The sequence below is a fragment of the Pseudomonas japonica genome, assembly GCF_013522925.1.
Lineage (GTDB): Bacteria > Pseudomonadota > Gammaproteobacteria > Pseudomonadales > Pseudomonadaceae > Aquipseudomonas > Aquipseudomonas japonica_A.
The window spans coordinates 1-26,540 of the sequence record NZ_JAAMQU010000023.1 but is presented as its reverse complement, the minus strand read 5'-3'; the positions used below and the strand labels follow the sequence as shown (position 1 = coordinate 26,540).

At 61.2% G+C, this 26,540-nt stretch carries 25 protein-coding genes; 14 read left to right on the top strand and 11 right to left on the bottom strand.

Going from position 1 to position 26,540, the window contains the following annotated elements:
• Window positions 1–41: 41 nt before the first annotated feature.
• On the bottom strand, window positions 42–3,467 hold the full coding sequence (locus G7016_RS23730) for an ATP-binding protein (protein ID WP_181118257.1): 3,426 nt from the start codon (window positions 3,465–3,467) through the stop codon (window positions 42–44).
• Window positions 3,468–3,702: 235 nt separating this feature from the next.
• On the opposite strand from G7016_RS23730, the gene G7016_RS23725 reads away from it, so the two are divergent.
• From G7016_RS23725 to G7016_RS23710, 4 genes are all read left to right on the top strand, one after another.
• Entirely contained in the window at window positions 3,703–4,005 is a 303-nt protein-coding gene (locus G7016_RS23725; protein WP_181118256.1) for a hypothetical protein, read from the top strand.
• Window positions 4,006–4,238: 233 nt separating this feature from the next.
• Window positions 4,239–5,255: an aldo/keto reductase gene (locus G7016_RS23720; protein ID WP_181118255.1), complete on the top strand. Its 1,017-nt coding sequence runs from the start codon at window positions 4,239–4,241 to the stop codon at window positions 5,253–5,255.
• A 113-nt stretch (window positions 5,256–5,368) separates the two neighbouring features.
• Entirely contained in the window at window positions 5,369–5,551 is a 183-nt protein-coding gene (locus tag G7016_RS23715; RefSeq protein ID WP_181118254.1) for a hypothetical protein, read from the top strand.
• The gene (locus tag G7016_RS23710; protein ID WP_181118253.1) at window positions 5,551–6,390 is read left to right on the top strand and encodes a hypothetical protein; all 840 of its coding nucleotides are present in this window, start codon (window positions 5,551–5,553) and stop codon (window positions 6,388–6,390) included. The genes G7016_RS23715 and G7016_RS23710 overlap by 1 nt, the downstream gene beginning before the upstream one ends.
• A gap of 9 nt (window positions 6,391–6,399) precedes the next feature.
• On the opposite strand, the gene G7016_RS23705 is transcribed toward G7016_RS23710, so the two are convergent.
• The 3 genes from G7016_RS23705 to G7016_RS23695 form a co-directional block, all read right to left on the bottom strand.
• A complete protein-coding gene (locus tag G7016_RS23705) occupies window positions 6,400–7,587 on the bottom strand; it encodes an MFS transporter (protein ID WP_375139221.1) in 1,188 nt (395 codons plus the stop codon).
• A gap of 95 nt (window positions 7,588–7,682) precedes the next feature.
• Complete coding sequence (locus G7016_RS23700; RefSeq protein WP_181118252.1) at window positions 7,683–8,570, bottom strand: alpha/beta fold hydrolase; 888 nt, start codon at window positions 8,568–8,570, stop codon at window positions 7,683–7,685.
• Window positions 8,571–8,606: 36 nt separating this feature from the next.
• A complete protein-coding gene (locus G7016_RS23695) occupies window positions 8,607–9,647 on the bottom strand; it encodes an SDR family oxidoreductase (RefSeq protein ID WP_181118251.1) in 1,041 nt (346 codons plus the stop codon).
• 219 nt (window positions 9,648–9,866) lie between these two features.
• On the opposite strand from G7016_RS23695, the gene glpT reads away from it, so the two are divergent.
• From glpT to G7016_RS23680, 3 genes are read left to right on the top strand one after another with little or no spacing between them, the layout of a single operon-like run.
• Window positions 9,867–11,219 carry a glycerol-3-phosphate transporter gene (glpT, locus tag G7016_RS23690; protein WP_181118250.1) on the top strand — a complete coding sequence of 451 codons (1,353 nt, stop codon included), beginning with the start codon at window positions 9,867–9,869 and terminating at the stop codon, window positions 11,217–11,219.
• A gap of 42 nt (window positions 11,220–11,261) precedes the next feature.
• Complete coding sequence (locus G7016_RS23685; protein WP_181118249.1) at window positions 11,262–11,930, top strand: dTMP kinase; 669 nt, start codon at window positions 11,262–11,264, stop codon at window positions 11,928–11,930.
• A 34-nt stretch (window positions 11,931–11,964) separates the two neighbouring features.
• Complete coding sequence (locus G7016_RS23680) at window positions 11,965–12,165, top strand: hypothetical protein (protein WP_181118248.1); 201 nt, start codon at window positions 11,965–11,967, stop codon at window positions 12,163–12,165.
• 7 nt (window positions 12,166–12,172) lie between these two features.
• Here G7016_RS23680 and G7016_RS23675 read toward each other — a convergent pair whose 3' ends face one another.
• From G7016_RS23675 to G7016_RS23665, 3 genes are all read right to left on the bottom strand, one after another.
• A complete protein-coding gene (locus G7016_RS23675) occupies window positions 12,173–12,862 on the bottom strand; it encodes a YoaK family protein (RefSeq protein WP_181118247.1) in 690 nt (229 codons plus the stop codon).
• Window positions 12,863–12,997: 135 nt separating this feature from the next.
• A complete protein-coding gene (locus G7016_RS23670; RefSeq protein ID WP_181118246.1) occupies window positions 12,998–13,792 on the bottom strand; it encodes an SDR family NAD(P)-dependent oxidoreductase in 795 nt (264 codons plus the stop codon).
• 77 nt (window positions 13,793–13,869) lie between these two features.
• Complete coding sequence (locus tag G7016_RS23665) at window positions 13,870–14,421, bottom strand: cysteine hydrolase family protein (protein WP_181118245.1); 552 nt, start codon at window positions 14,419–14,421, stop codon at window positions 13,870–13,872.
• A 103-nt stretch (window positions 14,422–14,524) separates the two neighbouring features.
• Between G7016_RS23665 and G7016_RS23660 the strand changes: the two genes are divergently transcribed.
• Entirely contained in the window at window positions 14,525–15,523 is a 999-nt protein-coding gene (locus G7016_RS23660) for a GlxA family transcriptional regulator (protein ID WP_181118244.1), read from the top strand.
• A gap of 3 nt (window positions 15,524–15,526) precedes the next feature.
• On the opposite strand, the gene G7016_RS23655 is transcribed toward G7016_RS23660, so the two are convergent.
• Entirely contained in the window at window positions 15,527–16,654 is a 1,128-nt protein-coding gene (locus G7016_RS23655; RefSeq protein ID WP_181118243.1) for a metallophosphoesterase, read from the bottom strand.
• A gap of 146 nt (window positions 16,655–16,800) precedes the next feature.
• On the opposite strand from G7016_RS23655, the gene G7016_RS23650 reads away from it, so the two are divergent.
• Both G7016_RS23650 and G7016_RS23645 read left to right on the top strand, forming a co-directional pair.
• Window positions 16,801–17,523, top strand: coding sequence for a haloacid dehalogenase type II (locus tag G7016_RS23650; RefSeq protein WP_181118242.1), 723 nt, complete (start codon window positions 16,801–16,803; stop codon window positions 17,521–17,523).
• Between the two features lie 112 nt (window positions 17,524–17,635).
• Window positions 17,636–18,418: an SDR family NAD(P)-dependent oxidoreductase gene (locus G7016_RS23645; RefSeq protein ID WP_181118241.1), complete on the top strand. Its 783-nt coding sequence runs from the start codon at window positions 17,636–17,638 to the stop codon at window positions 18,416–18,418.
• Window positions 18,419–18,586: 168 nt separating this feature from the next.
• Here the strand turns inward: G7016_RS23645 and G7016_RS23640 are convergent, their stop codons facing one another.
• Window positions 18,587–20,362 (bottom strand): beta strand repeat-containing protein, encoded by a 1,776-nt coding sequence (locus tag G7016_RS23640; protein WP_181118240.1) that lies wholly within the window; start codon window positions 20,360–20,362, stop codon window positions 18,587–18,589.
• 214 nt (window positions 20,363–20,576) lie between these two features.
• Window positions 20,577–22,013, bottom strand: a complete 1,437-nt coding sequence (locus G7016_RS23635; RefSeq protein WP_181118239.1) for an NCS1 family nucleobase:cation symporter-1 — start codon at window positions 22,011–22,013, stop codon at window positions 20,577–20,579.
• Window positions 22,014–22,320: 307 nt separating this feature from the next.
• Between G7016_RS23635 and G7016_RS23630 the strand changes: the two genes are divergently transcribed.
• A complete protein-coding gene (locus G7016_RS23630; RefSeq protein ID WP_181118238.1) occupies window positions 22,321–23,034 on the top strand; it encodes a GntR family transcriptional regulator in 714 nt (237 codons plus the stop codon).
• Between the two features lie 13 nt (window positions 23,035–23,047).
• Window positions 23,048–23,782, top strand: a complete 735-nt coding sequence (locus tag G7016_RS23625) for an aspartate/glutamate racemase family protein (protein ID WP_181118237.1) — start codon at window positions 23,048–23,050, stop codon at window positions 23,780–23,782.
• A gap of 19 nt (window positions 23,783–23,801) precedes the next feature.
• Here the strand turns inward: G7016_RS23625 and G7016_RS23620 are convergent, their stop codons facing one another.
• Window positions 23,802–24,767: an endonuclease gene (locus G7016_RS23620; protein WP_181118236.1), complete on the bottom strand. Its 966-nt coding sequence runs from the start codon at window positions 24,765–24,767 to the stop codon at window positions 23,802–23,804.
• Between the two features lie 189 nt (window positions 24,768–24,956).
• Here G7016_RS23620 and G7016_RS23615 point away from each other — a divergent pair, with 189 nt between their 5' ends.
• Both G7016_RS23615 and G7016_RS23610 read left to right on the top strand, forming a co-directional pair.
• A complete protein-coding gene (locus G7016_RS23615) occupies window positions 24,957–25,127 on the top strand; it encodes a hypothetical protein (RefSeq protein ID WP_181118235.1) in 171 nt (56 codons plus the stop codon).
• A gap of 93 nt (window positions 25,128–25,220) precedes the next feature.
• Window positions 25,221–26,411, top strand: a complete 1,191-nt coding sequence (locus G7016_RS23610; protein ID WP_181118234.1) for a CaiB/BaiF CoA transferase family protein — start codon at window positions 25,221–25,223, stop codon at window positions 26,409–26,411.
• Window positions 26,412–26,540 lie beyond the last annotated feature (129 nt).

Here is a 26,540-nt window from a genome sequence, read left to right as displayed (position 1 = left end):
GGGGCCTGTTGGTATATACCAAATACTGAAAATGACTATGCTTAAGCTTTTGTGCCCTCCTGGCCGAGCTGCTCCCGTACCCGCTCCAGCAGGGCCGCATAGGCAAAAGGCTTGGGCAGGGTCGGCCACTCCAGTTCCAGCTCCGCGTAGCCGGTTATCACCAGCACGGCGACCTGGTGCGCGACCGACCGCACTTTGTTTGCCAGCTCTGAACCGTTCATGCCTGGCATCTTGAAATCAGTGATCAGCAGGTCGGGCAACAGGCCCTGGCGCACCAGCTCGAATGCGCGTTCGCCGGAGTCCGCTTCGTGGATGATGTAACCCTCATCGCCCAGCATCTCGGCGACCGTCATGCGCACCAACGCTTCGTCGTCCACCACCAGAATCGTGGCTTTTCCAGCAGCCACTTCGCTGCCTTGCGCTGCAGAGGCCTCGACCGCTGCTGGCGCCTCGCTTGCCGGAAGCAGTACGCGCACTTGTGTGCCCTGGCCCGGTTGGCTTTCAATCAGCAATTGCCCCCCCAGTTGCGCCACCACGCCGTGCACCATTGATAAACCCAGCCCGGTACCCTTGGCGCCCTTGGTGGTGAAGAATGGCTCGATTGCTCTTGCAAGGGTATGCTCGTCCATCCCGGCGCCGTTATCCCTCACCACGATCTGCAGGTGATCCTCAGTACCGCCAAGGGCGTTCGGTTGTAAGGGAAGTTGCACCTCCGAGAGCGTTATGGACAGTGTGCCGCCATTCGGCATGGCATCCCGGGCGTTGAGGCACAGGTTAAGCAGCGCCAGTTCCATCTGGTTGGCGTCGGCCATGGCAAGGCGGCTGGGCGAGCCGAGGCTGAACTCGAGCGCGATATCCTCTTCGATCGAGCGCTTGAGCAAGTCCTGCATACCGACGATCAGCTGCTTGAGATCGACCGGGCGTACGTCCAGGTTTTGCTTGCGCGCAAAGGCGAGCAACCGGCTGACCAATACCTTCGCCCGCTCGGCCGACTCCAGCCCTGCCGAGGCAATCCGCACGGCGCGATCATCATCGTTGAAGCGCCGTTTGAGCATTTCCAGGCTGGCGAAGATCGGCGTGAGGAGGTTGTTGAAGTCGTGTGCCACACCACCGGTGAGTTGCCCGATGGTTTCGGTTTTCTGCATCTGGTGAAACTGCACCACCAGCGCCTCGCGCTCGCGGCTGGCTTTGTCGTGCAGCGCCTGTTCACGTCGGTGTGCCTCCACGCGCTGTTGGCCCAGGCGTATCGCACCATCGATACGGGCTCTCAGCTCGCGTGCGTTGAACGGTTTTACCAGGTAGTCATCGGCGCCCGCCTTCAAACCCTCCACGCGCGCTTCTTCGCCAGCGCGCGCCGACAGCAGGATAAACACCACATTGCGCAGGGCAGGATCGTTGCGCACAGCCTGCAGCAAGGCAAAGCCGTCCAGCCCCGGCATCATCACATCGCTGAGGATCAGATCGGGCACCTGGGCCTTGGCGGCTTGCAACGCCTTGAGCCCGTTGTCGACCGCTTCGATCTCATAGGAAGCGCCGCCCAGGATGCTCGCGATATAGCCGCGCATGTCGGTGTTGTCGTCTGCCAACAGTATCCGGGGCCTTGGGGCATCAGCAGTCGGCGCAGCTGGGGCATGCTGCTCGCTGAGGCCGGCGTCAGGCAGCCAGCGAAGGGCCTCCTCCACATAGGCTTGTGCCCTGATGCCGGTGGACGACACGCTGGGCTGCGCGCCGATCCGCTCCGAAGGAAGGTGGCTTGAACCCAGCGGAATGCTTACGGCGAAGGTAGAGCCCACCCCGATAGCGCTTTCCAGCCCAAGGGTACCGCCGTGCAGCTTCACCAGCTCATCGACCAGGGACAGGCCGATTCCAGTGCCTTCGAAGGTTCGGCCAGCCTGGTTTTCGATCCGATGAAAGCGCTTGAATACCAGTGGCTGGTCTTCGGCGGCGATGCCCACACCGGTGTCGCGCACGGTGAGCACCGCCGAGCCTGCCATGGGCGTAACGTTCACATGAATCGCGCCGCTCAACGTGTATTTGAACGCGTTGGACAGCAGGTTCAGGGTGATCTTTTCCCACATCTCCTGGTCGATGAATGCCGGCACCGGCACAGCGGGAACGCTGATGTGCAGCGCGATACCCGCACGCTCGCACGCTGACTCGAAATTGCTCGCAAGCTCGGCGGTGAATGCGCCCAGGTCGACCTCCCGGAACGTCGCCCCGGCGCGGCCGGATTCCAGCCTGGCGAAATCCAGCAGAGAGTTCACCAGTTTCAGCAGCCGCAACGCGCTGCGGTGAGCGAGAGTCAAGCGCTCCAGTTGGTCAGGCGGCAGGTCATCGTGATGGAGCAGGGCGTCTTCAAGTGGTCCCAACATCAATGTAAGGGGGGTACGGAACTCATGGCTGACGTTGGAGAAAAACGTCGTCTTGGCTTTATCCAGGGCCGCCAGGGCTTCAGCACGCTCACGTTCCTCCTCGTAGAACCGTGCATTCGCGTAGCCCGCACTGAGCGTCCCGGTCAGAAGCGAAAAGAGGTCCTCGTACGCCTTGTTGAGCGGTAGCCGCGCACTGGCGCCAGCCAGCACGATGGCCACCGGCAATGCATCGCCCGGCACCCATAAAGGAAGAAGAAAGGCGTTGTCCGGTACCTGGTCATAAGGCCCGCACGTGGTGCCGCCGAACATTGATGAAAGGCCCGAAACCGGGCATGGGTGCGTGGAGGCTATGGCCGGCGATACAGCAAAAGGCTGCTGCATGTCGGGGAATAGCTGAGCCGGCAGGCCGTGGCCCGGGCCTACGCCGTTGTGTGCAACCAGGCTATAGCCGCTGCTGTCGGAGTTCAGTTGGTAGAACGCCAGAAACGGAAGATCGAATGCATAAGGCTGCAACGCAGCGAGCGACGCGTCGGGGATCAATGGGGTAGCGCGGATATCCGCCAGGGCCGCATGAAGCTCCCGCAAGGCGCGCGTTCGGCGTTCGCTGAGCATGGTCGGGGTGGTTTCGGTCACCGGGTGAAACAGGCCCCCGATGCCACCGGTTTCGTCCCGGATCGGGCTGGTGGAAAAGGTGAAAAACGTTTCTTCCAGGTACCCGTTGCGCGCCAGGAACATCCGCTGGTTTTCCAGGTACGAGGTATTGCCAGCCAAGGCGTTGGCGAACGGCTGGCCGATGGCAGGCCAGGCAGAGGCCCAGGTCACGGTATAGGGTTCGCCCAATGCCTGAGGGTGCGATGCGCCGCAGATTGCCCGGTATCCGTCGTTGTAGATCTGGATGTGCTCGGGGCCCCACATGATGTTGATCGGGAAATTGGACGCCAGGCAAAGGCTCACTGTGGTTTTCAGGCTTTGAGGCCAGGAGTCGATCGGGCCGAGCGGCGTGGCGGACCAGTCCTTGCCTCGGATCAGGCCACACATTTCGCCATCTCCGACAAGAAAGTCAGAGGCGGCGCGGTACTCGACAGTCTTGTTCATCAGCGACTCTATCCAGGTACATGGAACAGTTATTCGAAGGCTTGTTGCATGTGGTGTAGGCCACAACAGCGGGGGCAAGGTTCGCTCGATCTCGGCTCGCGGTGCACGTTACTGACCTGGGGGCGGGCGGCAGAGCGGTTCCGTGAAAAAGCCGTGGAGCATATCACCCCCGTAGCGGTCGCGCCGCGCCAACTGCTGCCCGCGGGGCAGGCCTGCCACCCATCTGAACGCCAGCGTGCAGAACCTGACCATCGACGGTAACCAAAGCCATACCAGCGGCACCGTTCATGGGTTGATCACAGGCTCTGACAGCAACCCAGGGGCCCACACCATCGACTTCGCTGTACAAGGGGTGGCGCTGGCCAACTGCAGCGGGAACGGCCTGCTGGCCAATGCACTCAGCATTCGCCTGACGGTGAGTGACAGCCTGGCGGCGGATAACGGCAACGATGGGTTCAGCACGCGCTTCCAGACCGAGGGCAACGGTACCAAGGGTGCAACTGGACAACGATACGAACTTCGTTCAGTTCGGGCGTAACCTGAAAGAAGCGCTGTATTTTCAGCCGGGACCTATCCTGCCCACGCCCGCTTCGCCGCTTGGCAACCTCGAAGGGCAGCTGGGCGCGGATAACTTCATCTTCGCAGGGCAGGTATAAGCGAGCCCCGCCAGTTCCTGGTGCGGACCAGAGCAGTAGAACGGCATGCGCTTTACGGTCGTTAGGATTATGACTATCATCAAAAGCTCTCATATCCGCTTCGCAGGGGAATGTCATGCGCTACACGCTACTGGGCAATACCGGGGTGCGGGTTTCAGAGCTCGCGCTGGGCACGGCCAACTTCGGCACGCAGTGGGGCCATGGCGCAACGTTCGAAGAGAGCCTGCGGATCCTCGAGGCTTATGAAGACGCAGGGGGTAACTTCCTCGATACCGCCGATATCTATCAGTTCGGCCAGTCCGAGGAATACCTGGGCAAGGCGCTGGAAGGCCGCCGCGAGCGGTTTCTGCTGGCCAGCAAATACACCTATGGGGCGCAGCCAACGCCGGGGCGGCTATCAACGGGTAACAGCCGCCGCGCGATGATCGCTTCGGTAGAGGCCAGCCTGAAGCGACTGAACACCGAGCGTATCGATCTGTTGTGGGTCCATAACCCGGACGGCCTCACGCCGACGGAAGAGATCGTGCGAGGGCTGGATGATTTGAGCCGCGCTGGCAAGATCATCTACGCGGGGCTCTCCAACTTTTCCGCATGGCGGCTCGCACGCGCGGCTACCCTTGCCGAGTTGACCCGCGCGCTGCCGATCGCCGCGGCGCAATTCGAATACAGCCTGGTGCATCGTGAGCCGGAAACCGATGTGCTCGAGGTGTGCCAGGCCCTGAACATCGCGCCAGTCACTTGGTCACCCTTGGGTGGCGGGGTGCTGACCGGCAAATACCGCAAAGGCGAAACCGGCCGCGCCGAAGCGTTGGGTGGCAAGGTATTCCAGGCTGAAAACAGCGAAAAGCGCACGGCCACCGTTGACGCGGTGCTGGCCATCGCAAGCGAGTTAAACGTCACGCCTGATCAGGTGGCGATTGCCTGGGTGTTGAGCCGCGGCACGATCCCTTTGATAGGCCCGCGCAACCTTGAGCAGTGCCGGAACAACCTGGGTGCCACGGCGCTGGCCCTGTCTCCGGATCAGCTCGCCGCGCTGGAAGCTGCCAGCGGAAAGGGCGGTGATGATACGCCCGCGACCGCGGCGGGCCTGGATCTGACAGGCACCAGCCTGCCGCTGCGGCCTGTGGCCTGAAGCGCCGTAGGGCACATTTCGCGGGCACAGCAATGTGGTATAGTGCCCCGGACCAGAACGTCATGGCGCCGCCCGGTTTTTACCGCCATGGCCTCCCACCGTGAGGAACAAAGATGCTTGGACTGCTTTGGAAGCCCAGTAAGCGAGAGAGAAAATTGCTCGACGCGCTGCGTGATCTGCAGACCCTGCGGGTCAGCCCTCGCGGGGGAATGTCGATCGACTCGAAAGAAATCCTCAGCAACGAGCATTTCATCGCAGCCAGTAAAAAGGCCAAGAAGATAGTGGCTAATGGCTGATGGGCCTGCTGCTCATTCTTCCGATCCTGGTCAGCGGTTACATCTACTGCCACGGTAGCATCTACCACCAGGCCACTCTTAGCCGCTACGACGGCCAGCTGCTCTACATGCTGATCGCCAAAACCGGCCTTTTCTTGTTTGCCATCGCTGCCATCGTCAGCTTCGCGCTGTTGTACGCCAGCAAGCACGCCTATTTTCAATACATCACACCGGACTATGCAGACTACGCCAAGTACATCAGGGCGTTTCTGGTGCGCTATGGTATCGCCGACGAGGCAGGCGCATCGCTCTGGGTGTTCTTTGGCCAGGCGTCTGTCCTGTCCTTCTTTTTCGCCTGGCTGTTCCCTCGGGTGTTCCCCTTCCTGCTGATGGTCAGGTACCGGATAGGGCCCGCGAAGGCCAAAGCACTGGTCCTTAATTCATTGGTGCCGCTCCCTCCGCTCACCAAGCACCTGCTTGGTTCGATCAGTGATGGAGACAGCCTGTACATGTTTTCGATGGAAGACAGGAAGGTTTACGTCGGCCGCGTGTCATCGGTTGGAGACCTGCACGAAGCAGGACTGATGGATGAGGACTTCGAGATAGTGCCGACAATGAGCGGATACCGAGACAAGGACACGCTCAAGGTCACCTATACCACCGACTACTCTGCCGTGGTTGAAGACATGGAGCTGAGTGGGAGGGAGATCGGCTTCACCATCCTGCTATCGCAAAAGAATATTGTGTCCATCAGCCGGTTCGAGCCCGAGGTGTGGACCCGATTCAAGGCTCGCCAGGATGTTACCGAGACGAACCACGCCTATCTGGAACGTCTCGAGGCATTTACGGACGGGCTCTAAGGGCAGATTTCAACGCCCGCCTTTCATCCGTCGCGCGATGAAATAAAGGCCCAGGCCGGCCAGGGCCGTGGCCGCGCCGATATAGCCCGTACTGGTCCAGCCCATGCCTGCCGTGATCGCCATGCCCCCCAACCATGGCCCGAGTGCGTTGGCGAGGTTGAACGCCGCATGGTTGGAGGCAGCGGCGAGGCTGGGTGCCTCGTGGGCGATGTCCATCAAGCGGATCTGCAATGGCGCGGCCATGGCGATCATGGTGCCCACCAGGGCGATGCCTAGCAGTACGGACCACAGCGCGTGGGCAGCAAAGGTGAAGAACAGCAACACGGCAATGGACCACACCAACACAACGCCCACTGCGCGAAATTGCATGCGATCGAAGAGCTTGCCCCCGGCAATGTTGCCAATGATGCCGCCCAGCCCGAACGCTGCCAGCCCGAATGGAATCCATTTGGCTGACACGCCGGTGACCTCGAGCATGGTAGGCGCCAGGTAGCTGAACACGCAGAACATGCCAGCAAAGCCGATGGCGGCAATCGACAATGCCATCCATACCTGGGGCAGCTTGAAGGCCTGGAGCTCTTTGCGCGGGTCGCTGCGCTGCTCATCGTCCCGCTGCGGCACGAAACGCCACACCAGCACGATGGTGCTTAGTGCAATCAACCCCACCAGCACAAAGGCGGCGCGCCACCCGAAGAATTGCCCCAGCACGGTGGCGATCGGGTTGCCCAGCAGCATGGCCAGCGTAAGCCCCATCATCACCCGGGCCACGGCACCGGCCCGCTGGTTGCTCGGCACCATGCTGGAAGCCACTACGGCAGCAATGCCGAAGTAGGCCCCGTGGGGCAAGCCGCTGATGAACCGAAACGCAACCAGGCCAGCGAAAGAGGGCGCGAACGCTGTAGCCAGGTTGCCAAGCGCATACAGGGCCATCAACAGCAGCAGCATGTGCTTGCGCAACAGCCGGGCACCCAGAATAGCCAGTGCCGGCGCACCGACCATTACCCCCAGGGCATACGCGCTGATGGCATGCCCCACCTGGGGCTCGCTCAACTGCAGGTTGGCCGCGATATCGGGCATCAGCCCCATGATCGCGAATTCACCGGTGCCGATGGCAAAGCTGCCCAAGGCCATGGCCGCTTCCATTTGAGCCACGGTACGCGTGGAGGCCGGCAGGGAGGGGGTTTCAAGAACAGACATCCGAATCCTTACATAAAAGCTGAAACGTTAAAGGCTAGATTTTAAGTGCGCTTGCGGATAAGCGTCGAGGCATTGCATCCGGGTATACGGTCGGTTCAGGGCTGGATCAGGCTCAACACGGCTTGGGCGAACTGAACAGGGGCTTCCTGCGGCACATTGTGGCCCACCCCCTCCAGCATCAGCCGGCGAACCGGGCCGTTGAACCGGCCAAGGGCCTGACGTTCATCCTGGGGCGCAGTCACGCCGTCACAGGTGCCCGTCAATATGACGGTAGGCGCGGTGATAGCGGGTTGCTGCGCCAGTTGTTGCTCGATAGGGGCGTACTGCGGGTCGCCCTCCACCAAGCCGAAGCGGTGCCGGTAAGAATGGGTGACCACCTCGACGAAGTCCGGGTTGTGGAAAGCCTGCGCGGTGGCCTCGAATTGCCCATCTGTGAAGGGCCAGCTCGGCGACCACAGCTGCCACAACAACCGGCAAAAGGCATCTCGGTTCGCTTCGAGCCCGGCATAACCCCGGTCGCCGTGAAGGTAATACTGGTACCACAATCGCTGTTCCACCTCTGGGGCCAAAGGCTTGCCTGCCTGGGTGATGTCTTGGATGTTGTAACCAGGCTCACAGCTCACCAGGCCAGCCACCCGCTCCGGCCAAAGCGCGGCTACCACGCAGGCGGCCCGACCGCCCCAGTCGTAGCCGGCCAGCAACGCCCGCTGGACATTGAGCGCGTCGAGCAATGCCAGCAGGTCTGCACCCAGCGCCGCCTGCTCGCCAGAGCGGGGGGTGGCCGAGGAAATGAAGCGCGTGCCGCCGTATCCCCGTAGCCACGGCACGATGCATCGGCACCCCGCTGCGGCCAGCCTAGCCGCTACCTCGTCATAGGCGTGCACGTCATAGGGAAAGCCATGCAGCAGCACCACGGCTGGCCCCTCTACAGCGCCGAATTCAAGGTACGCTACGTTCAATACGCCTGCGTGGATCTGCTTCATGGCGCTGTGCTCCCGAGGTTGGCTGCGGCGATGCTGTCAGGGAATAAGACGACGTTCGCGCATGCCCTCCAGGTGCTGCAGCAGCACCTCGTCGGAGCGAAGCGTCATCGCAGTGAAGCCAGCCTGGCGGGCCTTGGTGACATCGAAGATCGCGTCCGTTTCCACATGGAAAATAAAGTCGCCAAAGGCGCCCAGGGCGATCTTGTCGGCGTCCGGCTGAGCCAGGTGTTCTTCTTCAGCCAACTGCTTCCACACTGGCTGCAGTGCCTTCAGGCGTTGCTCGAGCGAAATCGGCTGAGGCTCGCCCACCTCCAGCCCGAACCAGGCCGCGAGCTTGGGCCATACATGGCTCCAGCGCATCACGTCGCCATTGGTGATGTTGAAAGCCCCGTCTGCGTTGTTTTTGACTACCCAGACCGCGGCTTCGCCGATCAGCTCGGCAGCGGTGAGGTTTACCAGGGCGTGCCGGTAGGCGCGCTCCGGCCCGGGGAACTGCATGGCAGTGCCGGTTTTTTTACACAGTGCCCCGTAAAGGCCGATCAGGTTGCCCAGGTTCATGGCCGAACCTTGCGAATGGCCTATCACGATGTCCGGGCGAAGGGCCGTCCACTTGATACCTTTCGCTTCCAGCGACCTGGCGAAGTCTTCGTGGCGGAAGTACAAGTTGGGCGGGAAATGGCGGCTGTCGTCTTCGCGCGCCGGCGTTTTGTACACGCCAAGGTGGGCCCCATAGATCTTGCCGCCTTGTACAAACGTGATTCTCTCCAATGCAGCGCCAGCCTTCAGCATGCCGTTGATGAGGTTTTCGAACATCGCCGCGTTTTCGTCGGCCTCCGCACCCGGGTCCGGGTTGGGCTTCAGCGCGCTGTAGAACACATGGGTAACGCCCTCCAGAAGCGGCCCGGCGTTGTCCAGCGAGCCGTCGGCCAAAAGGTCCGCCTTGATGTGTGTGTGGGAAGCTGGCGGCTCGCCGCGCCCTACGGTAGTGATCTGCCATCCTTCCTGTTCAAAAGCCGCGAGCACGGCACTTCCGATCACGCCACTGGCGCCGGCAATCAGAACATGATGTTCAGCCATGGAGGGGTCTCCTGAGAGGGTATGAGTGGTTCAGAAAGTGACAGCCCTGGTATGTGATCGTGCAGTCAAAAGTGCGCCGGGAGCACTGCGGCACCGATATTTTCAAGGTTTGAAAGGGTTCACTTTCCAACATTTCGGGCAACGAAAAACCAGTGGGTTTTCTGTAATGAAAATGTAATATTCGCTTTCGCATACAATAAAAACAGCTGGAGAGACACGATGTTTGCATTCTTCCGCCCCGCAGCGCACCGCACGCCGTTACCCGATGAGCGCGTCGACAGCACCTACCGCCGCCTTCGCTGGCAGATTTTCGCCGGTATTTTCTTCGGCTATGCCGGGTATTACCTGCTGCGCAAGAACTTCTCGCTGGCCATGCCTTATCTGATAGAAGAGCAGGGCTACACGAGGGGGCAACTGGGGTTGGCCATTTCCGCCATCGCTATCGCCTATGGCCTATCCAAGTTCCTGATGGGGCTGGTGTCCGATCGCTCCAACCCGCGCTATTTCCTGCCATTCGGGCTATTGCTGTCGGCTGCGGTGATGTTCCTGTTCGGGTTCGCGCACTGGGCGACGTCCAGCGTGGCCATCATGTTCGTGCTGCTGTTCATCAACGGCTGGGCCCAAGGCATGGGCTGGCCACCCAGCGGCCGCACCATGGTGCACTGGTGGTCGCAGAAAGAGCGCGGCGGTGTGGTGTCTACCTGGAACGTGGCGCATAACGTCGGCGGCGGCCTGATCGGGCCGTTATTCCTGCTGGGCCTGGGCTGGACCAACGACTGGCATGCGGCGTTCTACGTGCCTGCCGCCGTGGCAGTACTGGTAGCGGTATTTGCGTTCGCAACCATGCGCGACACGCCTCAGTCGGTGGGCCTGCCGCCCATCGAGGCGTACAAGAACGACTACCCCGAAGGCTACGATGCCAGCCACGAGGAAGAATTCAGCGCGAAGGAGATCTTCGTGAAGTACGTGCTGCGCAACAAGATGCTGTGGTACATCGCGCTGGCCAACGTCTTCGTGTACCTGCTGCGCTACGGCGTGCTGGACTGGGCACCCACCTACCTCAAGGAGGCCAAGCACTTCACGGTCGACACCACCTCCTGGGCATACTTCTTTTACGAATGGGCGGGAATCCCCGGCACGCTCCTGTGCGGCTGGATGAGTGACAAGATCTTCCGTGGCAACCGTGGGCTCACCGGTGTGGTGTTCATGGTACTGGTGACCATTGCCACCCTGGTGTACTGGCTCAACCCGCCAGGCAACCCGGCCGTGGACATGGCTGCGCTGTTCTCCATCGGCTTTCTGATCTACGGCCCGGTGATGCTGGTGGGGCTGCAGGCGCTGGAACTGGCACCCAAGAAAGCCGCCGGTACGGCTGCAGGGTTCACGGGGTTGTTCGGCTACCTGGGTGGCTCGGTAGCGGCGAGCGCCGCCATGGGGTATACCGTGGACCACTTCGGCTGGGATGGCGGCTTCGTGATGCTGGTGGCTGCCTGCGTGCTGGCCATCGCGTTCCTGCTGCCCACCCTGCGCCATACCAACGTGGCCAGCAGTAGCCGGGAAGCGGTCGCCTGAAGCATCGGCACTGTATGCCAGCCAGTCCAGAGGAAAAGCTGAATGAATCGCCCGCTGTTTGTCTCACTGGATGGGCCCAAAGGTGCCGGTAAGACCACCTTGCTTGAAGCGGTAACCCAGGCATTGCGGGCTGAAGGCAAGAAGGTTGTGCGAATATGCGAGCGCAAAAGCGACCCCTGCCGGGCTGAAACCATGGCCCTGGTGAACCGGCTTGCACGGCATCCCGCTCGCGATCTGGAATGGCAAGTGTGTGAACGCTTTGCCGACAGCCGTGCCTGGATTTCCCGGCACGTGCTGCCCAGGCAGCCACAGGGCAGCATTATCCTGATCGACCGCTGGTACCCGTCCGATGCGGCGTTTCGCCGCCTGGTGCCCTTTGCCGGAATTCTCAGGCTTAACCTCGAGCGGCACGTGCAGGTGCCAGACCTGCACGTGGGCGTTGTGACCGCCCCCGAAATTTCATGGGCCAGGGCAGCGGCCCGCCCGCGCGGCCTGGGGAGCACAGTGCTTTATCTCCTCAAAGAGCATATCGCTGCTACCGAGGCGTTCGAGCAAGCGGTTGCAGCCCATGGCTGGGTACTGTGCCGCAACGAAGGCAAGATCGAAGACGCCACGAGGCAGGTTGTTTTCGAGATCAATCGGGTGCTTGAGGCGGCTGTGGGCCCGTTCATTGACGAGGGCACGCAACGCCCGGCTCAAAACGTGGACTAATACAAGACAGTTGTTCTGATCCGGAGCCACCACCATGAACACGGTACATTCCATCCTTTCTTCGCGCGTGTTTCCCGTGCCCGGCAATCCTTGGCCGCTGCTTGCAGACGAGTCACCTCTCAACGATCTTGACGATGCCGGGGACGATATCGACGCGCTCGATGAGGATTTCGCCGACGCCCTTGCCGAGCGTGTGGATCAACCGGCGCCGTTGGCCGATCCTGGTACGCCGTGAGATGAGGTTATAGCGCGGGCTTCGAACCTCCATAGGCCGCAATACTCGCCCATGCGGCCACCGCAACCGGCAGCACCAGGCTCCACAACCCGACCGCAAGGTACATGAGGGCCGCGCTGATGCAGCCGAGGGTGAACCCCAGAAGGTTCGCGCCTATGGATTTCAGGCGTGAGCGAATGGCCTGGCGCTCTTGTTCATCCTTGAGCCCAATCAAAGCAAATACGTCGATTGCAACCTGGGTGACATTCCCGGTCATCAGCGTTGTGGGCGGCGCCGTTTTAAGGTGCTGGCGAGACAGCGTGTTCTGTATCGCCATCGCCGCTACGCCGGTCATTCCGGTTACCAGTGCAAGGGTGCTGTCCGCATTGCTGAAAGGCCCAAAGGTGATTCCAAATGCGGCGAACAACCCCAGCAATATAACGTGAGCGACCAGCAACAAGTGCAGCGAGGCCAGCTTGCGCTTGTGCAGCTGCAGCGCAGCCATGTGGGTAAGCCCGACCACGGCGATGAACACGGGCAACGCCAACAGCTTCCCGACCGCCCCGGACGTGCCGTGCACAATACTCACACCCAGGGTCACGAAGTTCCCGGTGACGTGCGCGGTGAACAAACCCTGCAGCGCGATGAACCCTACGGTGTCGACGTAGCCGCCATTGAAGCTCAGTGCGGGGGCGAGAAATTTGTGAATCGGCTGCATGGTGGTTGTCCCTGTACCTGAGATGAGGCCCGCAAGGCGAGCGTTGAACTCACCTTACGTATGGGCTTCTCTCCGGACAATTAAGCGGGGCAGGACTTCAGTGATTCCTGTATGGAAACAGTCGGTATGGCCGCTTCAGACAATATCGTCCACCACGCCGCCATCCACCCGCAGCGCCGCGCCGGTGGTGGCGCTGGCCTGGGGCGAGCACACATACACCACCATGTTGGCCACCTCCTCAGTGGTCGCCACGCGCTGGATGATCGAGGTGGGGCGGTGTTCCTTGACGAAATCAGCCGCTACCTCCTCCACCGGCTTGCCGGTACGTTCCACTTCGGCCTGCAGCATCCCGGCCACGCCGTCAGACAACGTGGGCCCCGGCAATACGCTGTTGACCGTCACGCCGCTGCCCGCCACGCGCTTTGCCAGCCCACGAGACAGGGCGAGCTGCGCCGTTTTGGAGAGGCCGTAGTGGATCATGTCCACAGGAATGTTGAGGCCTGACTCTGAGGAGATGAACACCACCCGGCCCCAGCCTTTTTCAACCATCGCGGGGAGCAGGGCGCGGCTCAGGCGCACGCCGGACATTACGTTAGTGGCCCAGTACTGGTCCCAAACGTCGTCGGCTGTCTCGAAAAAATCCTGCATGCCGTAGATACCGGCGTTGTTGACCAGCACGTCGATCGAGCCCGCGCTGCTGACCAGTGCCTCCGCGCCCTCGGCGTTGCTCAAGTCGGCGGCCACGCCAGAGACCGAGGCCCCGGGCACATCCGCCTGTAGCCGGGTAACCGCCTCGTTGACCGATTTATCGCTGCGGCCGTTGAGTACCAGCGTTGCACCTGTTTGTGCCAGCCCTTTGGCGATGGAATAGCCGATACCGCCGGTGGACGCGGTGACCAGTGCGCGTTTTCCGCTCAAGTCGATGTTCATCATGACTCCTTTGAAAAGGTTAGGAAGGGACTTACGGGGACAGCTCCCTAACCATAGCAACGCAGCGGAGCGTTGCCTCAGGCCTTGCCCAGATATTCCTCCGTGGAAATCACCGTGGCATAGGCAAACCCCAGCGCCGCCATGAACGCGGCATGCACATGGGCAGCGGGAACGGTAGTGCCGTTGAATTCCAGGTCGCGGCTGGCGCAGGCGTCATGCACCACCGTCACGGGATAACCCATATCGGCAGCTGCGCGGGTGATTCCATCGATGCACATGTGGCTCATGGCGCCGACCACCACCAATGCTTCGATGGCTTGTTCGTCGAGCAGCGGCTTGAGCTCGGTTTCGCGGAACGAGTTAACGAAATGCTTGAGCACCACAGGCTCCTGCGGCTGGTTGAGCACTTTGGGGTGCAGCTTGGCGCCTTCGGAGTTCGGCGTGAAAAAGGGTGCGGCTTCGCTGGTGAATTCGTGGCGAATGTGGATCACCGGAGCCCCAGCGGCGCGGGTGGCGTCGATGATTTTCGCGGCATTGTCGGCCGCCGCCTCCACGCCCACCAACGGCCATTTGCCGCCGGGGAAGTAGTCGTTCTGAATATCAACTACGATAAGCGCTGATTTGGGCATGGCGGTTTCCTTTTAGAGAGTGTGCTGTGTGGGATACCAGTATTGAAGGTTCCCCTGCCGTTGGGGATTGGCCGCAGCGACATAATGCGAGGGAAAACTGACAATGAGCGTAGAACGGGCAATCGCAGACATCGGGCTGCTGATGTACCCCGGTTCACAAAGCGCCGCCATTCACGGGCTGACTGACCTGTTTGAAGTGGCCAACCGTATGGTGGATGAGCAGGCTGCGCCGCACCTGCCCAGGCTGCGCGTGAGCCACTGGCGGGCAGACCACAGCGACGAACCTCACTGCGTATTCCAGAGCTTTGCTACGGATAAACCTGGGCCGCTGATAGCGGTGTTGATACCGCCTTCGCTCATGGGGCTTCCCGGGACCGAGGCGATGGAGGGGTTGTCGCGCTGGGTGCTGGCGCAACATGCAGCTGGGGCCACCGTGGGCACGGTATGCCTGGGCGCGTTCGTACTTGCCCAGACCGGCTTGCTTGACGGCCGGGTGGCCACCACCCATTGGACCCAGGCAGGGCTTTTGAGCGAGCGCTATCCCAAGGTAAGGGTCGATGCGGACAAACCCATCGTGGATGATGGCGACGTCATTACCACGGCTGGCTTGATGGCCTGGTCCGAACTAGGCTTGCGCCTGGTCGAGCGCCTGCTGGGCCCAAGTATTGCCGCTGCTACCGCGCGCTTTCTGGTCATCGAACACAGCGGCAGCTCGCAGCAATGCGGCAGCAACTTTGCGCCTGTGTTCACCCATGGTGACGCAGCGGTGTTGAAGGTTCAGCACCGGCTGCAGAGTAGCGGGGCGGTACAGGTTTCCCTGGATGACATGGCGCAGTGCGCGGGCCTTGAGCAGCGTACGTTCCTGCGCCGCTTCCGAGCCGCGACCGGGTTGAGCCCTACGCAGTATTGTCAGCACCTGCGGGTAGGCAAGGCGCGCGAATTACTCGAACTCACCAAGGGAACGGTCGACCACATCGCCTGGAGCGTGGGCTATCAGGACCCGGCGGCGTTTCGCGCAACCTTCCGGAAAATCACCGGCCTGGCCCCGGGTGAATATCGCTCCAGGTTTGGGGTTGGGCCTCAGCGCGCCCCACAGCTGTGATGTTCAAGTCGGGCCCGCTGCCCGCCGCAACGTGATGCGCGTGAGCTCCGAGGGTACGCCCAGGCGCAGGGCGAAGCCGGGCCATAGGGCGGTGCCGTTATTGACGTAGAGCTGCATGGCGGCTACCTGATAAAACCCGGAAACGAAGCCTTCGTTCGCATTGGCGATAATCCGGTCCAGTGGGCGGATCATGCCGCCATGGGTATGGCCGGACAGCTGCAGTGCCACGCCCTGACTTGCGGCGAGGCGGGCGTTGCGCGGTTGATGATCGAGCAGGATGATCGGGGCACCGCCAGGGGCTCCGGCCAGTGCCTGGCGCAGGTCCGGGCCAGGTAGCCCGGCGCGGGGTGCGCTGAGGTCCGTGACGCCGGCCAATACCAGATGCGCGCCATCACGCTCGATCAACGCATGGCTGTTTTCAAGGCGTTTCATGCCTAGCGAGACGAAGTACCGCATCCACGCTTCGTTATCGAAGAAGTACTCATGGTTGCCGGGTATCACGTAAACCCCATCCGGCGCATGAAGGCCACGTAACGGCTCGACGTCCTGCAGGCGCACCGCGAGCGGGCCGTCGATCAGGTCGCCCGTAATCACAATCAGGTCTACACCCAGCGCGTTCGAGCGCTCCACCACTGCACGCGCCCACGCCTCGTCGAACAGCCGGCTGATGTGCATGTCGGTCAGTTGCAGCAGCCTGTAGCCATCAAACTGCGCGGGCAGGTCCTTGATGGCTACCTCGATATCCTTTACCGGCGGCACCCGCACGGCCTGGTGCACGCCGACCCCGGCGAGCAGCAGTGCGGCCGTACCTACGGCGTAGCGCAGCGTGGAAGGGATGGTCAGCCATTGCCGGCGCACCAGCATGGTGAGCAACGTCCCGGCGTCGACCAGGATCTGCAGCACCGCGATCAGCAGAATGGCGCCAAACGCCCAGTTGAAGAACATCACTACCGGCCGAGGGAATTCGGGCGAGAACACACTGCCAGAAGAAAACCTGGCGTACAGGTGATACTGGGAGGCGAGCAGCAGTAACAGCGCAGCGGCAAGCCTGGCCGGTACTGGCCAGGGCATGGGCGAAATGAAGCGCAGGATCACATACAGGCATGGAGCGCTGAACATGAGGTGGAACATACGGCTGCTCCCGGGATCGGCTGTGCGATGGCTTCGCTCATAGGGCTATGGCGCTTCGCTGAAGACATTCAGATCCCTGCCTGCGGCGTTCCGTTCAAGCGGATAACCCCGCGCGCAGCCCGCAATAACCCACTCTGGAGCAGGTGATGGCAAAACTCGAAGACGTGCGTTTCCTTGGCTTTGATGTGTTTGGCACGGTCGTGGACTGGCGAAGCGGGGTTGCTCGAGCAGCCGATCCATTTTTGCGGCGTCATGGTTTGAAGGTCGATCCGCTGGAATTCGCCGATCAGTGGCGCGGGCTCTATCAGCCTTCCATGCAACGCGTGCGTTGCGGTGAACGGCCGTTCGTAACGCTGGATGTACTCAATCGAGAGAGCCTCGAAACGGTGCTGGCACGGCATGGCGCCGATTTTGGCGCTATCGGTGGATCTGAGCTGGACGAACTGAATACGGCATGGGAACAGCTCGATCCATGGCCGGACGCTGTGGAGGGGCTGACCCGGCTCAAACGCCGATTTGCCATTGGCGCGCTTTCCAATGGGCATATCGCCGGAATGCTCAGGCTTGCGAAGTATGGAGGCTTGCCCTGGGATGTGATTGTAGGTGCGCAAATTGCGGGTACCTACAAGCCTCAACCCCAGGCCTACCTCAAGTCAGTGAACGCGGTAGGTGTGGCCCCAGGGCAGGCGGGGATGGTCGCTGCGCACAACGGCGACCTGGCGGCAGCCCGCGCCCTTGGCATGAAAACCGTGTTCGTGCGCCGCCCCACCGAGCACGGCGCACAGCAGGCTACCGACCTTGGCCCTGAGCAAGGCTGGGATGTGGTCGTGGATTCGCTGACCGAGGCCGCGCAGGCGCTGGGTTGCTGAAGACGAGGGCAAGTTCATGGATCAATTTGCTGGTCTGCCTTTCAGATAAATAGAGCCTTTGCCCCGACCGCAGCGCGGCAAGGGCAATGTCTACCTATCGAGGAGAGAATGCATGACATCCAACCGCCCCTTGGCTCTGGTTACCGGAGGTTCCTCTGGCATCGGCTTCGAGCTGGCCAAGCAGTTCGCCCAGAACGGCTTCGACCTGGTCATTTCCGGTTCCAGCGACAAAGTGACCAAAGCCGCCGAGGAACTCCGTTCGATGGGTGCGCAGTGCTACCCCTATCAGGCGGATGCGTCCACCTATGAAGGGGTCGAAGGGCTGTGGAACCATGTGGTATCGCTCGACCGGCCACTGGAAGCCGCGGCGTTGAATGTCGGCATCGGCCAGGGCGGCGCCTTCCTCGATAACACGCTCGAGGATGATTTCAAGCTGATCGCCATCAACATCACTGGCACCGTACACATGGCCAAGCGGGTAGCTACGCACATGGTGACCAATAAGTCGGGCCGTATTCTGATCACTTCGTCCATTTCTGCGACGCAACCAACGCCTTATGAAACCGTGTATGGACCGTCGAAGGCCTTTGGTTTTTCCTTCGCCGAATCATTGCGCCAGGAGCTTCGCGGCACCGGCGTGACCGTGACTGCGCTGCTGCCTGGCGCCACGGACAGCGAGTTCCACAAAAACGCGGGTATGGCCAGCAGCGAGATTGGCAAGTCGAAGAAAAACGACAAGGCCGAAGTGGCACGGCAAGGCTTCGAAGCGCTGATGAACGATGTGGACCACGTGGTAGGCGGCGACGAGCAGACCAAGCAGCAAGCCATCGATAACCGCACTACGCCCGAAACCGTAAAGGCTGAACGTCACGCCGAAAATGCCCGCTTGAAGTAGGGGTGGGCACGCCGACGGCTTGCCATTGAAGCCGTCGCTTTGCTTGGTTTCGAAGGGAAAGTGGGGGTGACCGTGCCGAAAGTATGCAGCTCAGCGGCCAGCCGCTTCATAACAGGTTTCCAGTAATCTAACATTTGCAGCGTTAGATTGCTGAAAACTCGTTAGCGCCTAAAACGGCACGGCCAACCGCACCTGACCAACCTGCTCAGTGTCGGCCAGTACACTGCCGTTGATGTCGATGCCGCCAGTAATCCTGGTATTGCGCAGGCTGATGCCGTACTGCCCCGCGACCGTGCCGCCGTTGCGCAGGGTGCCCAGGATGGTGCTGTCACTCAAGCGTACGGCGACGTTTGTACTGGAAATCGTGCCGGTGTTGATCAGGTCGCCGCTCAGATCGCTATCGAACAGCGCGATGCCGAAAATGTCTGCCTGAATCTCGCCACTGTTGTTGATGCTGCCGTCTACGTGGGTGCCTTGCAGGCGCAGGCCGTTGCTGCCGACGAGCTGACGGCTGTTGGTGACAGTGCCAACCATGGCGCTGTTATCGAAGCGAATGGCAGAACCGTTGACGCTATTGATGACGCCCGCGTTGGTGAAATTGCCCGTGACGTGGCTGGCGCGAACGCGAACGCGCACGCCGTTGGCCTGGCCAAGGTTGCCCACGCCAAAGATGCTGCCTGTGTTGCTAAAACCGCCGCTAACGCCTGAGTTGTCGATAAACAGCCCGGTGCGCCCACTAACGGTACCACCGGAATTCTTGATGCCACGGCGGGTGATGGTGGCCGTGTCCACCTGTATTGCCACTCGATCGGAGCTGGCGATGCTGCCACTGTTGTAAATCCCGCCGACGACCGAAGTGGCGTGAACGCCCAGCGCTGCCAGGGAGCTGTTGCCGCTCTGAATCATCCCCCCTTCAACGGAAATGCCGCCGGTGTTTTGCAACGTGCCCTTCACCGTAGCGCTGTATAGCGCAAGCCCTTCGCGGGACGCCGCGATAGTGCCTTCGTTGATCACATTGCCTCGCGTCAGGCTGCTGCTGAGAGTGATGCCACTGGCTGCAGTAATTACGGCCTGGTTCACCTGGTCCCCAGCTAGCCGCCCTCCGGAGAGCCGCACGCCATGACTATCAGCGGTAAGGGTGCCTCGGGTGATCAGGTCGCGACCGATATAGCTGTCCACCACTCGCAGGGCGTCCGCGCCGCTACTGATGATGCCCCAGGCACGCACATCACCGTCCACCCTCGACCCGGTCAGGGCCATGCCATGCTGACCAGCCGTGAGGTCCCCGGTGTTGATCACTTCCCCATGGACAATGCTGCTGTCCATTGCCACGCCGGTTCCACCACTTTTCACGCCGCCGCTGTTGGACCATCGGCCGTTGATGGTGCTGCCTCGCAAGCGCAGCCCATAGTCGGCGGCATTCATATTGCCGATGTTGCGCAGCGAGCCCACAACGCTGCCTTGAATATCAAGGCCACTGCCCGAGGCGCTTCCAGACGTGACGGTGCCGTGATTGTCCAAGCCGTTACTCAAGCGGGTGTCCTTGATCACTATCGCGGTGCCGCTACTGTCGGGCACGGCCAGGTTGGCGTTGAAGAAGTTGGTGATGCCGCCTTCCAGAGTGCTGTTGGTGAGCGTAATACCCGGTGTGCCCGAGAGCCTGCCGCCATTGACGATGTCCAGAGCGCCGTTGACATGGTCCGCAGTTATCGCCGGGGCGGCGCTGCTGCTGAGCTTGCCGCTGTTGGTGATCCTGAGCGTGCTGCCGGCGACGAGCGTACAAGGGCCGGTGCTGGCGCCGCTGATTATCGTGCTGCCGGTGCTGCCGCAGGCGCCGAAGGAAGGCGACGCTGCCAGGCTGCCCATGGCAAGCGCTGCGGCACAGGCCAAGGCTCGGGGAGCGGGTAGGTCATGGGGTTGGCCTGCGTGGTTAAACCGTACCATGACCCACCCCCGGCTTTGCGCCGATGTTGTAGAGAGGAGGTGGGTATAGTCAGCGGTGGGTGTTGTGTCAAAGCTGAGACAATAATGAGTGATGGCCTCTGGGAATTAGCGGGGCCACGGTAGACTCCGTACCGCATTCAAGCGAAGCGCTTGTTATCAAGCGCTCTTTCCCTGTACAGCACCGCGTTTACAGGAAGCTGCAAACAAATGGCGCTCACGTCATCGCCGGTACCAGGTGTTTCACCTCGCGCCGTGCCAGCGCCAGGTACCAAGCGCCGCCGAGGAAACAACCGGTGAACCAGGCGAAGTTGGCGATCGGCTTGAACCATGGCACGAAGGCAAACACCAGCCCGATAACGGTAGCGGCCAACAGCGCCTTGATCGCTACCGGGTTGAAGCCATTGGTGTACCAGTAACGGCCGGTGGGGGTGTCGTTGAACAAGGCATCCACGTCGATTTGCTGCTTTTTGATCACGTAGTAATCCACCAGCAAAATTCCGAACAGGGGCCCGATGAATGCCGCCAGCACGTCCAAGGTGTAATGGATCACCTCCGGGTTGTTGAACAGGTTCCAGGGGGTGATGAAGATCGAGGCAACCGCAGCGATCATGCCGCCGGTGCGCCAGCTGATCTTGCTCGGCGCGCAGTTGGCGAAATCAAAGGCCGGGGACACGAAGTTGGCGACGATGTTGATGCCAATGGTTGCAGTGACAAAAGCAAACGCCCCGAGCAGTGCCGCTACGCTGCTGTCGATACGCCCGACGGTGGCGATGGGGTCATGAAGCATTTCGCCGAAGACGGGGAGGGTGCCGGAGACGATCACGACGGTTACCAACGAGAACGCCAAAAAATTTACCGGCAGGCCCCAGAAATTGCCCCGTTTTACGTCTGCCATGCTCCGGCAATAACGGCTGAAATCGCCAAAGTTCAGGGTCGGGCCTGAGAAATACGACACCACCAGCGCAGTCGCCATCACCACCTGGCCAAATGCTTCCCAACCGCTCAGGCTCTTTTCCGACAAGGTAAAGCTGATATTGCTCCAGCCCGCCTTCCATACGATCCAGCCGGCGAGCAGGAACATCACCGCGTAGACCACCGGGCCGGCCCAGTCGATGAAGCGCCGGATGGAATCCATGCCGGTCCAGAACACCGCCGCTTGTATCACCCACAGCGTGAGGAAACCCATCCAGCCGAGGTACGACAGCCCAGCGAACTGGGCCTGGGCGAAGCTCTCCATGGACGGGAAGAAGCGCAGTACCACGATGATCAGCGCGCTCGAGGCCAGGTAGGTCTGCACGCCATACCAGGCCACGGCGATGAGCCCGCGAATCACTGCGGGGATGTTCGCGCCGAACACCCCGAATGCCAGGCGGCAGATTACGGGATAGGGCACGGCGGCTTGCTGGCTGGGCTTGGCCAGCAGGTTGGCAATGACCTGAATGATGCCGATCCCTACCAGTAGCGCGACCAGCACCTGCCAGCTGGCCAGGCCCAGGGCGAACAGGCTGGCGGCGAACACATAGCCGCCCACGCTGTGCACATCGCTCATCCAGAACGCAAAGATGTTGTACCAGGTCCAGGTCTGCGGTATCGGGCGCAGGTCCTGGTTGCACAAGCGGGGGCTATAGCCCTTCGGAAGGTCTGGGGTCATTGCATGCCTCTCCCTGGGTAAGTGCCGCTCCGGAGACTGCATACGGAGGCTGGCAGTTTTGTATACGATCCAGGGAGGCAGAATGCATGCCAGATAATGCCGGGGCCAGAAAATCCGAGGGCTCTGGCCTGAAAGGGCACCTTTCGATAGAGGCCGGAATGAAGATCTAAAGCTAGCTTTGCGCGGTTAGAGGGCGCTTGCGCACGCAGTCAGTGCAAATGGCTTGACCCTTTGATGGGAGGTCACAGCGCTAGTCAGCGTTGATTCGTTTGTATACGATCTCATCACATCCTCGCCAAGCGCACCTATGAACGCCCATCTTTTTCTCACCGGCCCAACTATCGACAGTTCAGCCTTGAGCCGTGACGAGCAGATCTACCAGGACATCCTTGAGGCGATCGTCGAGCACCGGTTGTTGCCACGAACCCGGCTGCCGGAAGACGCCTTGGCGGAGGTATTCGACGTCAGCCGTACCGGCATTCGCAAGGTACTGCAACGCCTGGCACTTGAACGCCTGGTCACTCTACGCCCGAACCGCGGCGCCGAAGTCGCGCAACCCAACGCGAAAGAGGCGCAGGACGTATTCGCCGCACGCGAAGTCATCGAGCCGGCGCTCATGCCCGCTGTGGCGGCCCAGGCCAGTGTTGCTCAGCTCACGGCATTGCGCGCCTTGGTGGATGAGGAACATCGTGCACAACGCGCCGGGCTGCACAGCAAAGCTATCCAGCTGTCGGCGCGCTTTCATGTGCAACTGGTGGCCCTGGCCGACAACCAGGTGCTCACCGAGCAGATCGCCCACTTGACCACCCGCGCTTCGTTGATCATCGCCGTCTACGGATCGCGGCGTAGCGTGGGTTGTGAATGTGGTGACCACCTCGAATTGCTCCAGCTCGTGGAGCGAGGGGAAGGCAAGGCCGCTGCGAAGTGGATGAGCAAGCACCTTGCAAGCATCCGCGCCAGCCTGCAGGTCGAAGAGCGCCCTGTGATCGAGCCGGATTTCAAAAGCCTCTTCAAGCGCTGAGTCACGAGCCATCATGAGAATCCAGGTTATCAACCCAAACACCAGCGAACGCATGACGGCCAGCATCGCCCGTGCCGCAGCGGCCGCCGCTCGCCCAGGGACTGACATCATTGCCTGCTGCCCAGCCGATGGGCCCGAATCCATCGAAGGGCACTTCGACGAAGCCATTGCAGCCGTGGGTGTATTGGAGGAGGTGCGCAAGGGCGTGGCCGCTGGATATGACGCCCATATCATCGCCTGCTTCGGCGACCCAGGCCTGTTGGCCGCGCGTGAGCTGGCGCGCGGGCCGGTGATTGGCATAGCCGAAGCCGCCTTCCATGTCGCAAGCCTGATATGCACGCGCTTCGCCGTGGTCACCACGTTGACCCGCACGCGCATCATCGCCGAGCATTTGCTACGCAATTACGGCATGGCCGAGCACTGTACGTCCGTGCGCTGCGTGGATATCGCTGTGCTGGAATTGGAGGCGCTAGGCCCGGAAGGCCTGGTGGAGCGGGTGGCCGAACATGCCATGCACGCCCGGGACCACGAAGGTGCCGGGGCGATTGTTCTGGGCTGCGGCGGTATGGCGGACCTGGCGGCCAAGGTCAGCGAGCGGGTAGGGCTCCCGGTAGTCGACGGCGTGGCAGCCGCTGTCAAGCTAGCCGAAGCCCTGGTCGAGCTGGGCTTGGGTACCAGCAAACACGGCGACCTCGCCAACCCACTGGCCAAGCGCTTCAGTGGGCGATTTGCGCATTTTGGGAGCTAGGTTGCCCTGTGCGTGAAAGCTAACGGCAATCTGCAGCCTTGTGGAACCCTGCCGCTTCCGCCTCAGCTGCGGATTTGAACGCTACCTGATTCTTCGGCGCCACCTTGCCATAGCTCGGGCACCCGCTGGGGAGATGGTACACATGGCTGTTCTTGTTCCCGATAACCATCCCGGTGGTTTCAGGCCTGCTGGGATCCGCTGCCGGTGCTGGCTTGGCCGTGGGCCGAGTGATCGGGACGACCACGCCATCGCCAACCGGCTTGTAACCTTCAGTCCAGGACCGCTGGCCCGTCACGAAGGCATTCGGGTGGCCCATGATGGCGGCAATACGCGTGTTCCGCTCCAGCTCCCATGGCGTGACAGGAAACTGTTTATCCCACGCCATGAGCAGTTGTTGCTGCTGCCTTGACATGCTCAGGTTGTAACGGTCGAACATATAAAAGGTAGTGCGGGCTACCAGGCCCTTTACCTCATCGCGTGGCTCAGCGACCCGCTCATCGAAATCAACCTTGGTTTTGCATTGGCCGTACTGGGGCGCAACCCCTGACGCCATCCCGTAGTTGAAATTGCTGCGGTCGCCGTTCACTTCGCCCACCGACGGATAAAGGTTGAACAGATCCGCCTCCATGGCACGGAACACCGGGTCATCGTCGACACAGTGCTCTCGGCCGCCATTCTGCCAGCATTGGCGTTGGTGACCGAACGTCCACGCCGGCACGATGTGTTCCCACTCGACCCTGGTTTCACGGTTTTCCTGCTTCCTGGCCTGAAGGCCGCATGACTCCGGGTGAATGCGGCCACCGGACTTGCCCGTCCATGACCATTGGCACCCGCAGTAAAGCTCTCCCATGGCGCTGTTGGCCTGGTCAAGGTAGACCTGCTGCTTGGCCACGACCTTGGCCTCGGTAAAGGTTGAAGGTGGAGAGGCGAGGGCGGGCAGGGCCGTGGAAAGGAACAGGGCGAGAACAGCAATCAGAGTTTTCATGGGCACGACGGTAACAAATCAAGACCAATATCTTAAGGACGTTGCGCGTGGATGCCGAGTGAATAGTCGTTTTCCCGTGTCGGCATCCCGCCGAATACCGCTCGGGCAAAGCCTATCTGAAGCCATTGACCAGCTCGCGATACCCGTATACTGTTTATCCATACAGTATACGCGAGCGGAGGGTGGCACATGAGGAAACTGTCCAAGCTATGGACCGGTGTAGGGACCGCAACGGCTGTGTGCCTGGGCGCCGGCTTGGGCGGGCTGGGCCTCGTGGACGTAGATACGATGCTGGCGATTGTGTTGGTGCCGCAGGTCGCCTTCCTGGCCATTGGAGAATGGCCGGATTTCGGTACCTAGGTGAGGTGCCCGGGGCTTTCTATCCGAGGTTAAGAATTTTCTCCCGTTAGCTTCTAGTCTTGGTGCAAATTCCAGGAACATCGAGGCCGCCCCATGACTGCTCTTAGCGGAATCCGCGTCATCGAGATCGGAACGCTCATCGCCGCGCCCTTCGCCGCGCGGTTGATGGCGGAGTTTGGCGCCGAGGTGATCAAGATTGAGGCTCCGGGGCAGGGCGACCCGCTTCGGAAGTGGCGAAAACTGCACAACGGCACATCCCTTTGGTGGTATCTCCAATCCCGGAATAAAAAGTCACTGGCGCTGAATCTCAAGTCCGCGGAAGGGATCGACATCGTCAAGCAATTGGCCGAAAGCGCCGATGTGCTCATAGAAAATTTGCGCCCCGGAGCGTTGGAAAAACTGGGTCTTGGTTGGGACGTGCTGCACGCACTCAACCCAAAGCTGACCCTGGTACGTATTTCAGGCTATGGCCAGTCCGGCCCTTACCGCGATCGCCCAGGCTTTGGTGCGATTGGCGAGGCCATGGGAGGCATCCGTTACACCACAGGGAGCCCGGATTCACCGCCGGCTCGGGTGGGTGTCAGCCTTGGCGACTCACTGGCTTCAATGCATGCGGTGATGGGGGCACTGATGTCGCTGCTTCGAGTCAAGACAGGGCAGGGTGATGGCCAAGTCGTCGATGTATCGCTCGCTGAAAGCGTGTTCAATGTGATGGAAAGCCTGGTACCCGAATACGCGATGCTGGGCCATGTACGGGAACGCAGCGGCGGCGCCTTGCCAGGTATCGCCCCTTCCAATACCTATCCAACTGCTGACGGCGCCTATGTGGTCATCGCCGGTAACAGCGACCCTATCTTCAAGCGCCTGATGGCCGCGATTGGTCGCATAGATCTGGCCGAGAACCCGGCGTTCGCCCACAACGACGGCCGGGCTGCCGAAAGTGACCTACTTGACCGGGCCATCAGTGAATGGAGCTCCAAACTGCCAATCGAGCGCGTGCTTGATGCACTGGAGAAAGCCGAGGTACCGGCGGGCCGCATCTATTCAGTTGCCGATATCGTCGCCGACCCTCACTACCAGGCACGCGGCATGATTCTGGACGCTCAACTGCCAGATGGCGCTGCGATCAAAATGCCCGGGATCGTTCCCAAGCTCTCGGATACCCCCGGCAATGTGAACTGGCAAGGGCCCACCCTCGGGCAGCACACTCAGGCGGTGCTTGCCGAACTGGGGATGAGCAGTGGCGCGATTCAGCGGTTGAAAGATGAAGGGATCGTGGAATGAGCACTGCCTGCTTGAGCCCTTCATCCGGTTTGCCGGCCAACACCAGATCGCGGGCAAGCCCTGCTGCTACACAGTTTGAAGCAGCCTGTAGCAGCAAGCCTTGGCTGCGACCGGTTGACGGCCAACGCC

What these genes read in the sequence shown, in the direction of transcription:
- G7016_RS23730 (WP_181118257.1), bottom strand. Translation starts at nt 3,467, where the DNA reads ATGAACAAGACTGTCGAGTACCGCGCCGCCTCTGACTTTCTTGTCGGA.
- G7016_RS23720 (WP_181118255.1), top strand. Translation starts at nt 4,239, where the DNA reads ATGCGCTACACGCTACTGGGCAATACCGGGGTGCGGGTTTCAGAGCTC.
- G7016_RS23715 (WP_181118254.1), top strand. Translation starts at nt 5,369, where the DNA reads ATGCTTGGACTGCTTTGGAAGCCCAGTAAGCGAGAGAGAAAATTGCTC.
- G7016_RS23710 (WP_181118253.1), top strand. Translation starts at nt 5,551, where the DNA reads ATGGGCCTGCTGCTCATTCTTCCGATCCTGGTCAGCGGTTACATCTAC.
- G7016_RS23705 (WP_375139221.1), bottom strand. Translation starts at nt 7,587, where the DNA reads ATGTCTGTTCTTGAAACCCCCTCCCTGCCGGCCTCCACGCGTACCGTG.
- G7016_RS23700 (WP_181118252.1), bottom strand. Translation starts at nt 8,570, where the DNA reads ATGAAGCAGATCCACGCAGGCGTATTGAACGTAGCGTACCTTGAATTC.
- G7016_RS23695 (WP_181118251.1), bottom strand. Translation starts at nt 9,647, where the DNA reads ATGGCTGAACATCATGTTCTGATTGCCGGCGCCAGTGGCGTGATCGGA.
- glpT (WP_181118250.1), top strand. Translation starts at nt 9,867, where the DNA reads ATGTTTGCATTCTTCCGCCCCGCAGCGCACCGCACGCCGTTACCCGAT.
- G7016_RS23685 (WP_181118249.1), top strand. Translation starts at nt 11,262, where the DNA reads ATGAATCGCCCGCTGTTTGTCTCACTGGATGGGCCCAAAGGTGCCGGT.
- G7016_RS23680 (WP_181118248.1), top strand. Translation starts at nt 11,965, where the DNA reads ATGAACACGGTACATTCCATCCTTTCTTCGCGCGTGTTTCCCGTGCCC.
- G7016_RS23675 (WP_181118247.1), bottom strand. Translation starts at nt 12,862, where the DNA reads ATGCAGCCGATTCACAAATTTCTCGCCCCCGCACTGAGCTTCAATGGC.
- G7016_RS23670 (WP_181118246.1), bottom strand. Translation starts at nt 13,792, where the DNA reads ATGAACATCGACTTGAGCGGAAAACGCGCACTGGTCACCGCGTCCACC.
- G7016_RS23665 (WP_181118245.1), bottom strand. Translation starts at nt 14,421, where the DNA reads ATGCCCAAATCAGCGCTTATCGTAGTTGATATTCAGAACGACTACTTC.
- G7016_RS23660 (WP_181118244.1), top strand. Translation starts at nt 14,525, where the DNA reads ATGAGCGTAGAACGGGCAATCGCAGACATCGGGCTGCTGATGTACCCC.
- G7016_RS23655 (WP_181118243.1), bottom strand. Translation starts at nt 16,654, where the DNA reads ATGTTCCACCTCATGTTCAGCGCTCCATGCCTGTATGTGATCCTGCGC.
- G7016_RS23650 (WP_181118242.1), top strand. Translation starts at nt 16,801, where the DNA reads ATGGCAAAACTCGAAGACGTGCGTTTCCTTGGCTTTGATGTGTTTGGC.
- G7016_RS23645 (WP_181118241.1), top strand. Translation starts at nt 17,636, where the DNA reads ATGACATCCAACCGCCCCTTGGCTCTGGTTACCGGAGGTTCCTCTGGC.
- G7016_RS23640 (WP_181118240.1), bottom strand. Translation starts at nt 20,362, where the DNA reads ATGGTACGGTTTAACCACGCAGGCCAACCCCATGACCTACCCGCTCCC.
- G7016_RS23635 (WP_181118239.1), bottom strand. Translation starts at nt 22,013, where the DNA reads ATGACCCCAGACCTTCCGAAGGGCTATAGCCCCCGCTTGTGCAACCAG.
- G7016_RS23630 (WP_181118238.1), top strand. Translation starts at nt 22,321, where the DNA reads ATGAACGCCCATCTTTTTCTCACCGGCCCAACTATCGACAGTTCAGCC.
- G7016_RS23625 (WP_181118237.1), top strand. Translation starts at nt 23,048, where the DNA reads ATGAGAATCCAGGTTATCAACCCAAACACCAGCGAACGCATGACGGCC.
- G7016_RS23620 (WP_181118236.1), bottom strand. Translation starts at nt 24,767, where the DNA reads ATGAAAACTCTGATTGCTGTTCTCGCCCTGTTCCTTTCCACGGCCCTG.
- G7016_RS23615 (WP_181118235.1), top strand. Translation starts at nt 24,957, where the DNA reads ATGAGGAAACTGTCCAAGCTATGGACCGGTGTAGGGACCGCAACGGCT.
- G7016_RS23610 (WP_181118234.1), top strand. Translation starts at nt 25,221, where the DNA reads ATGACTGCTCTTAGCGGAATCCGCGTCATCGAGATCGGAACGCTCATC.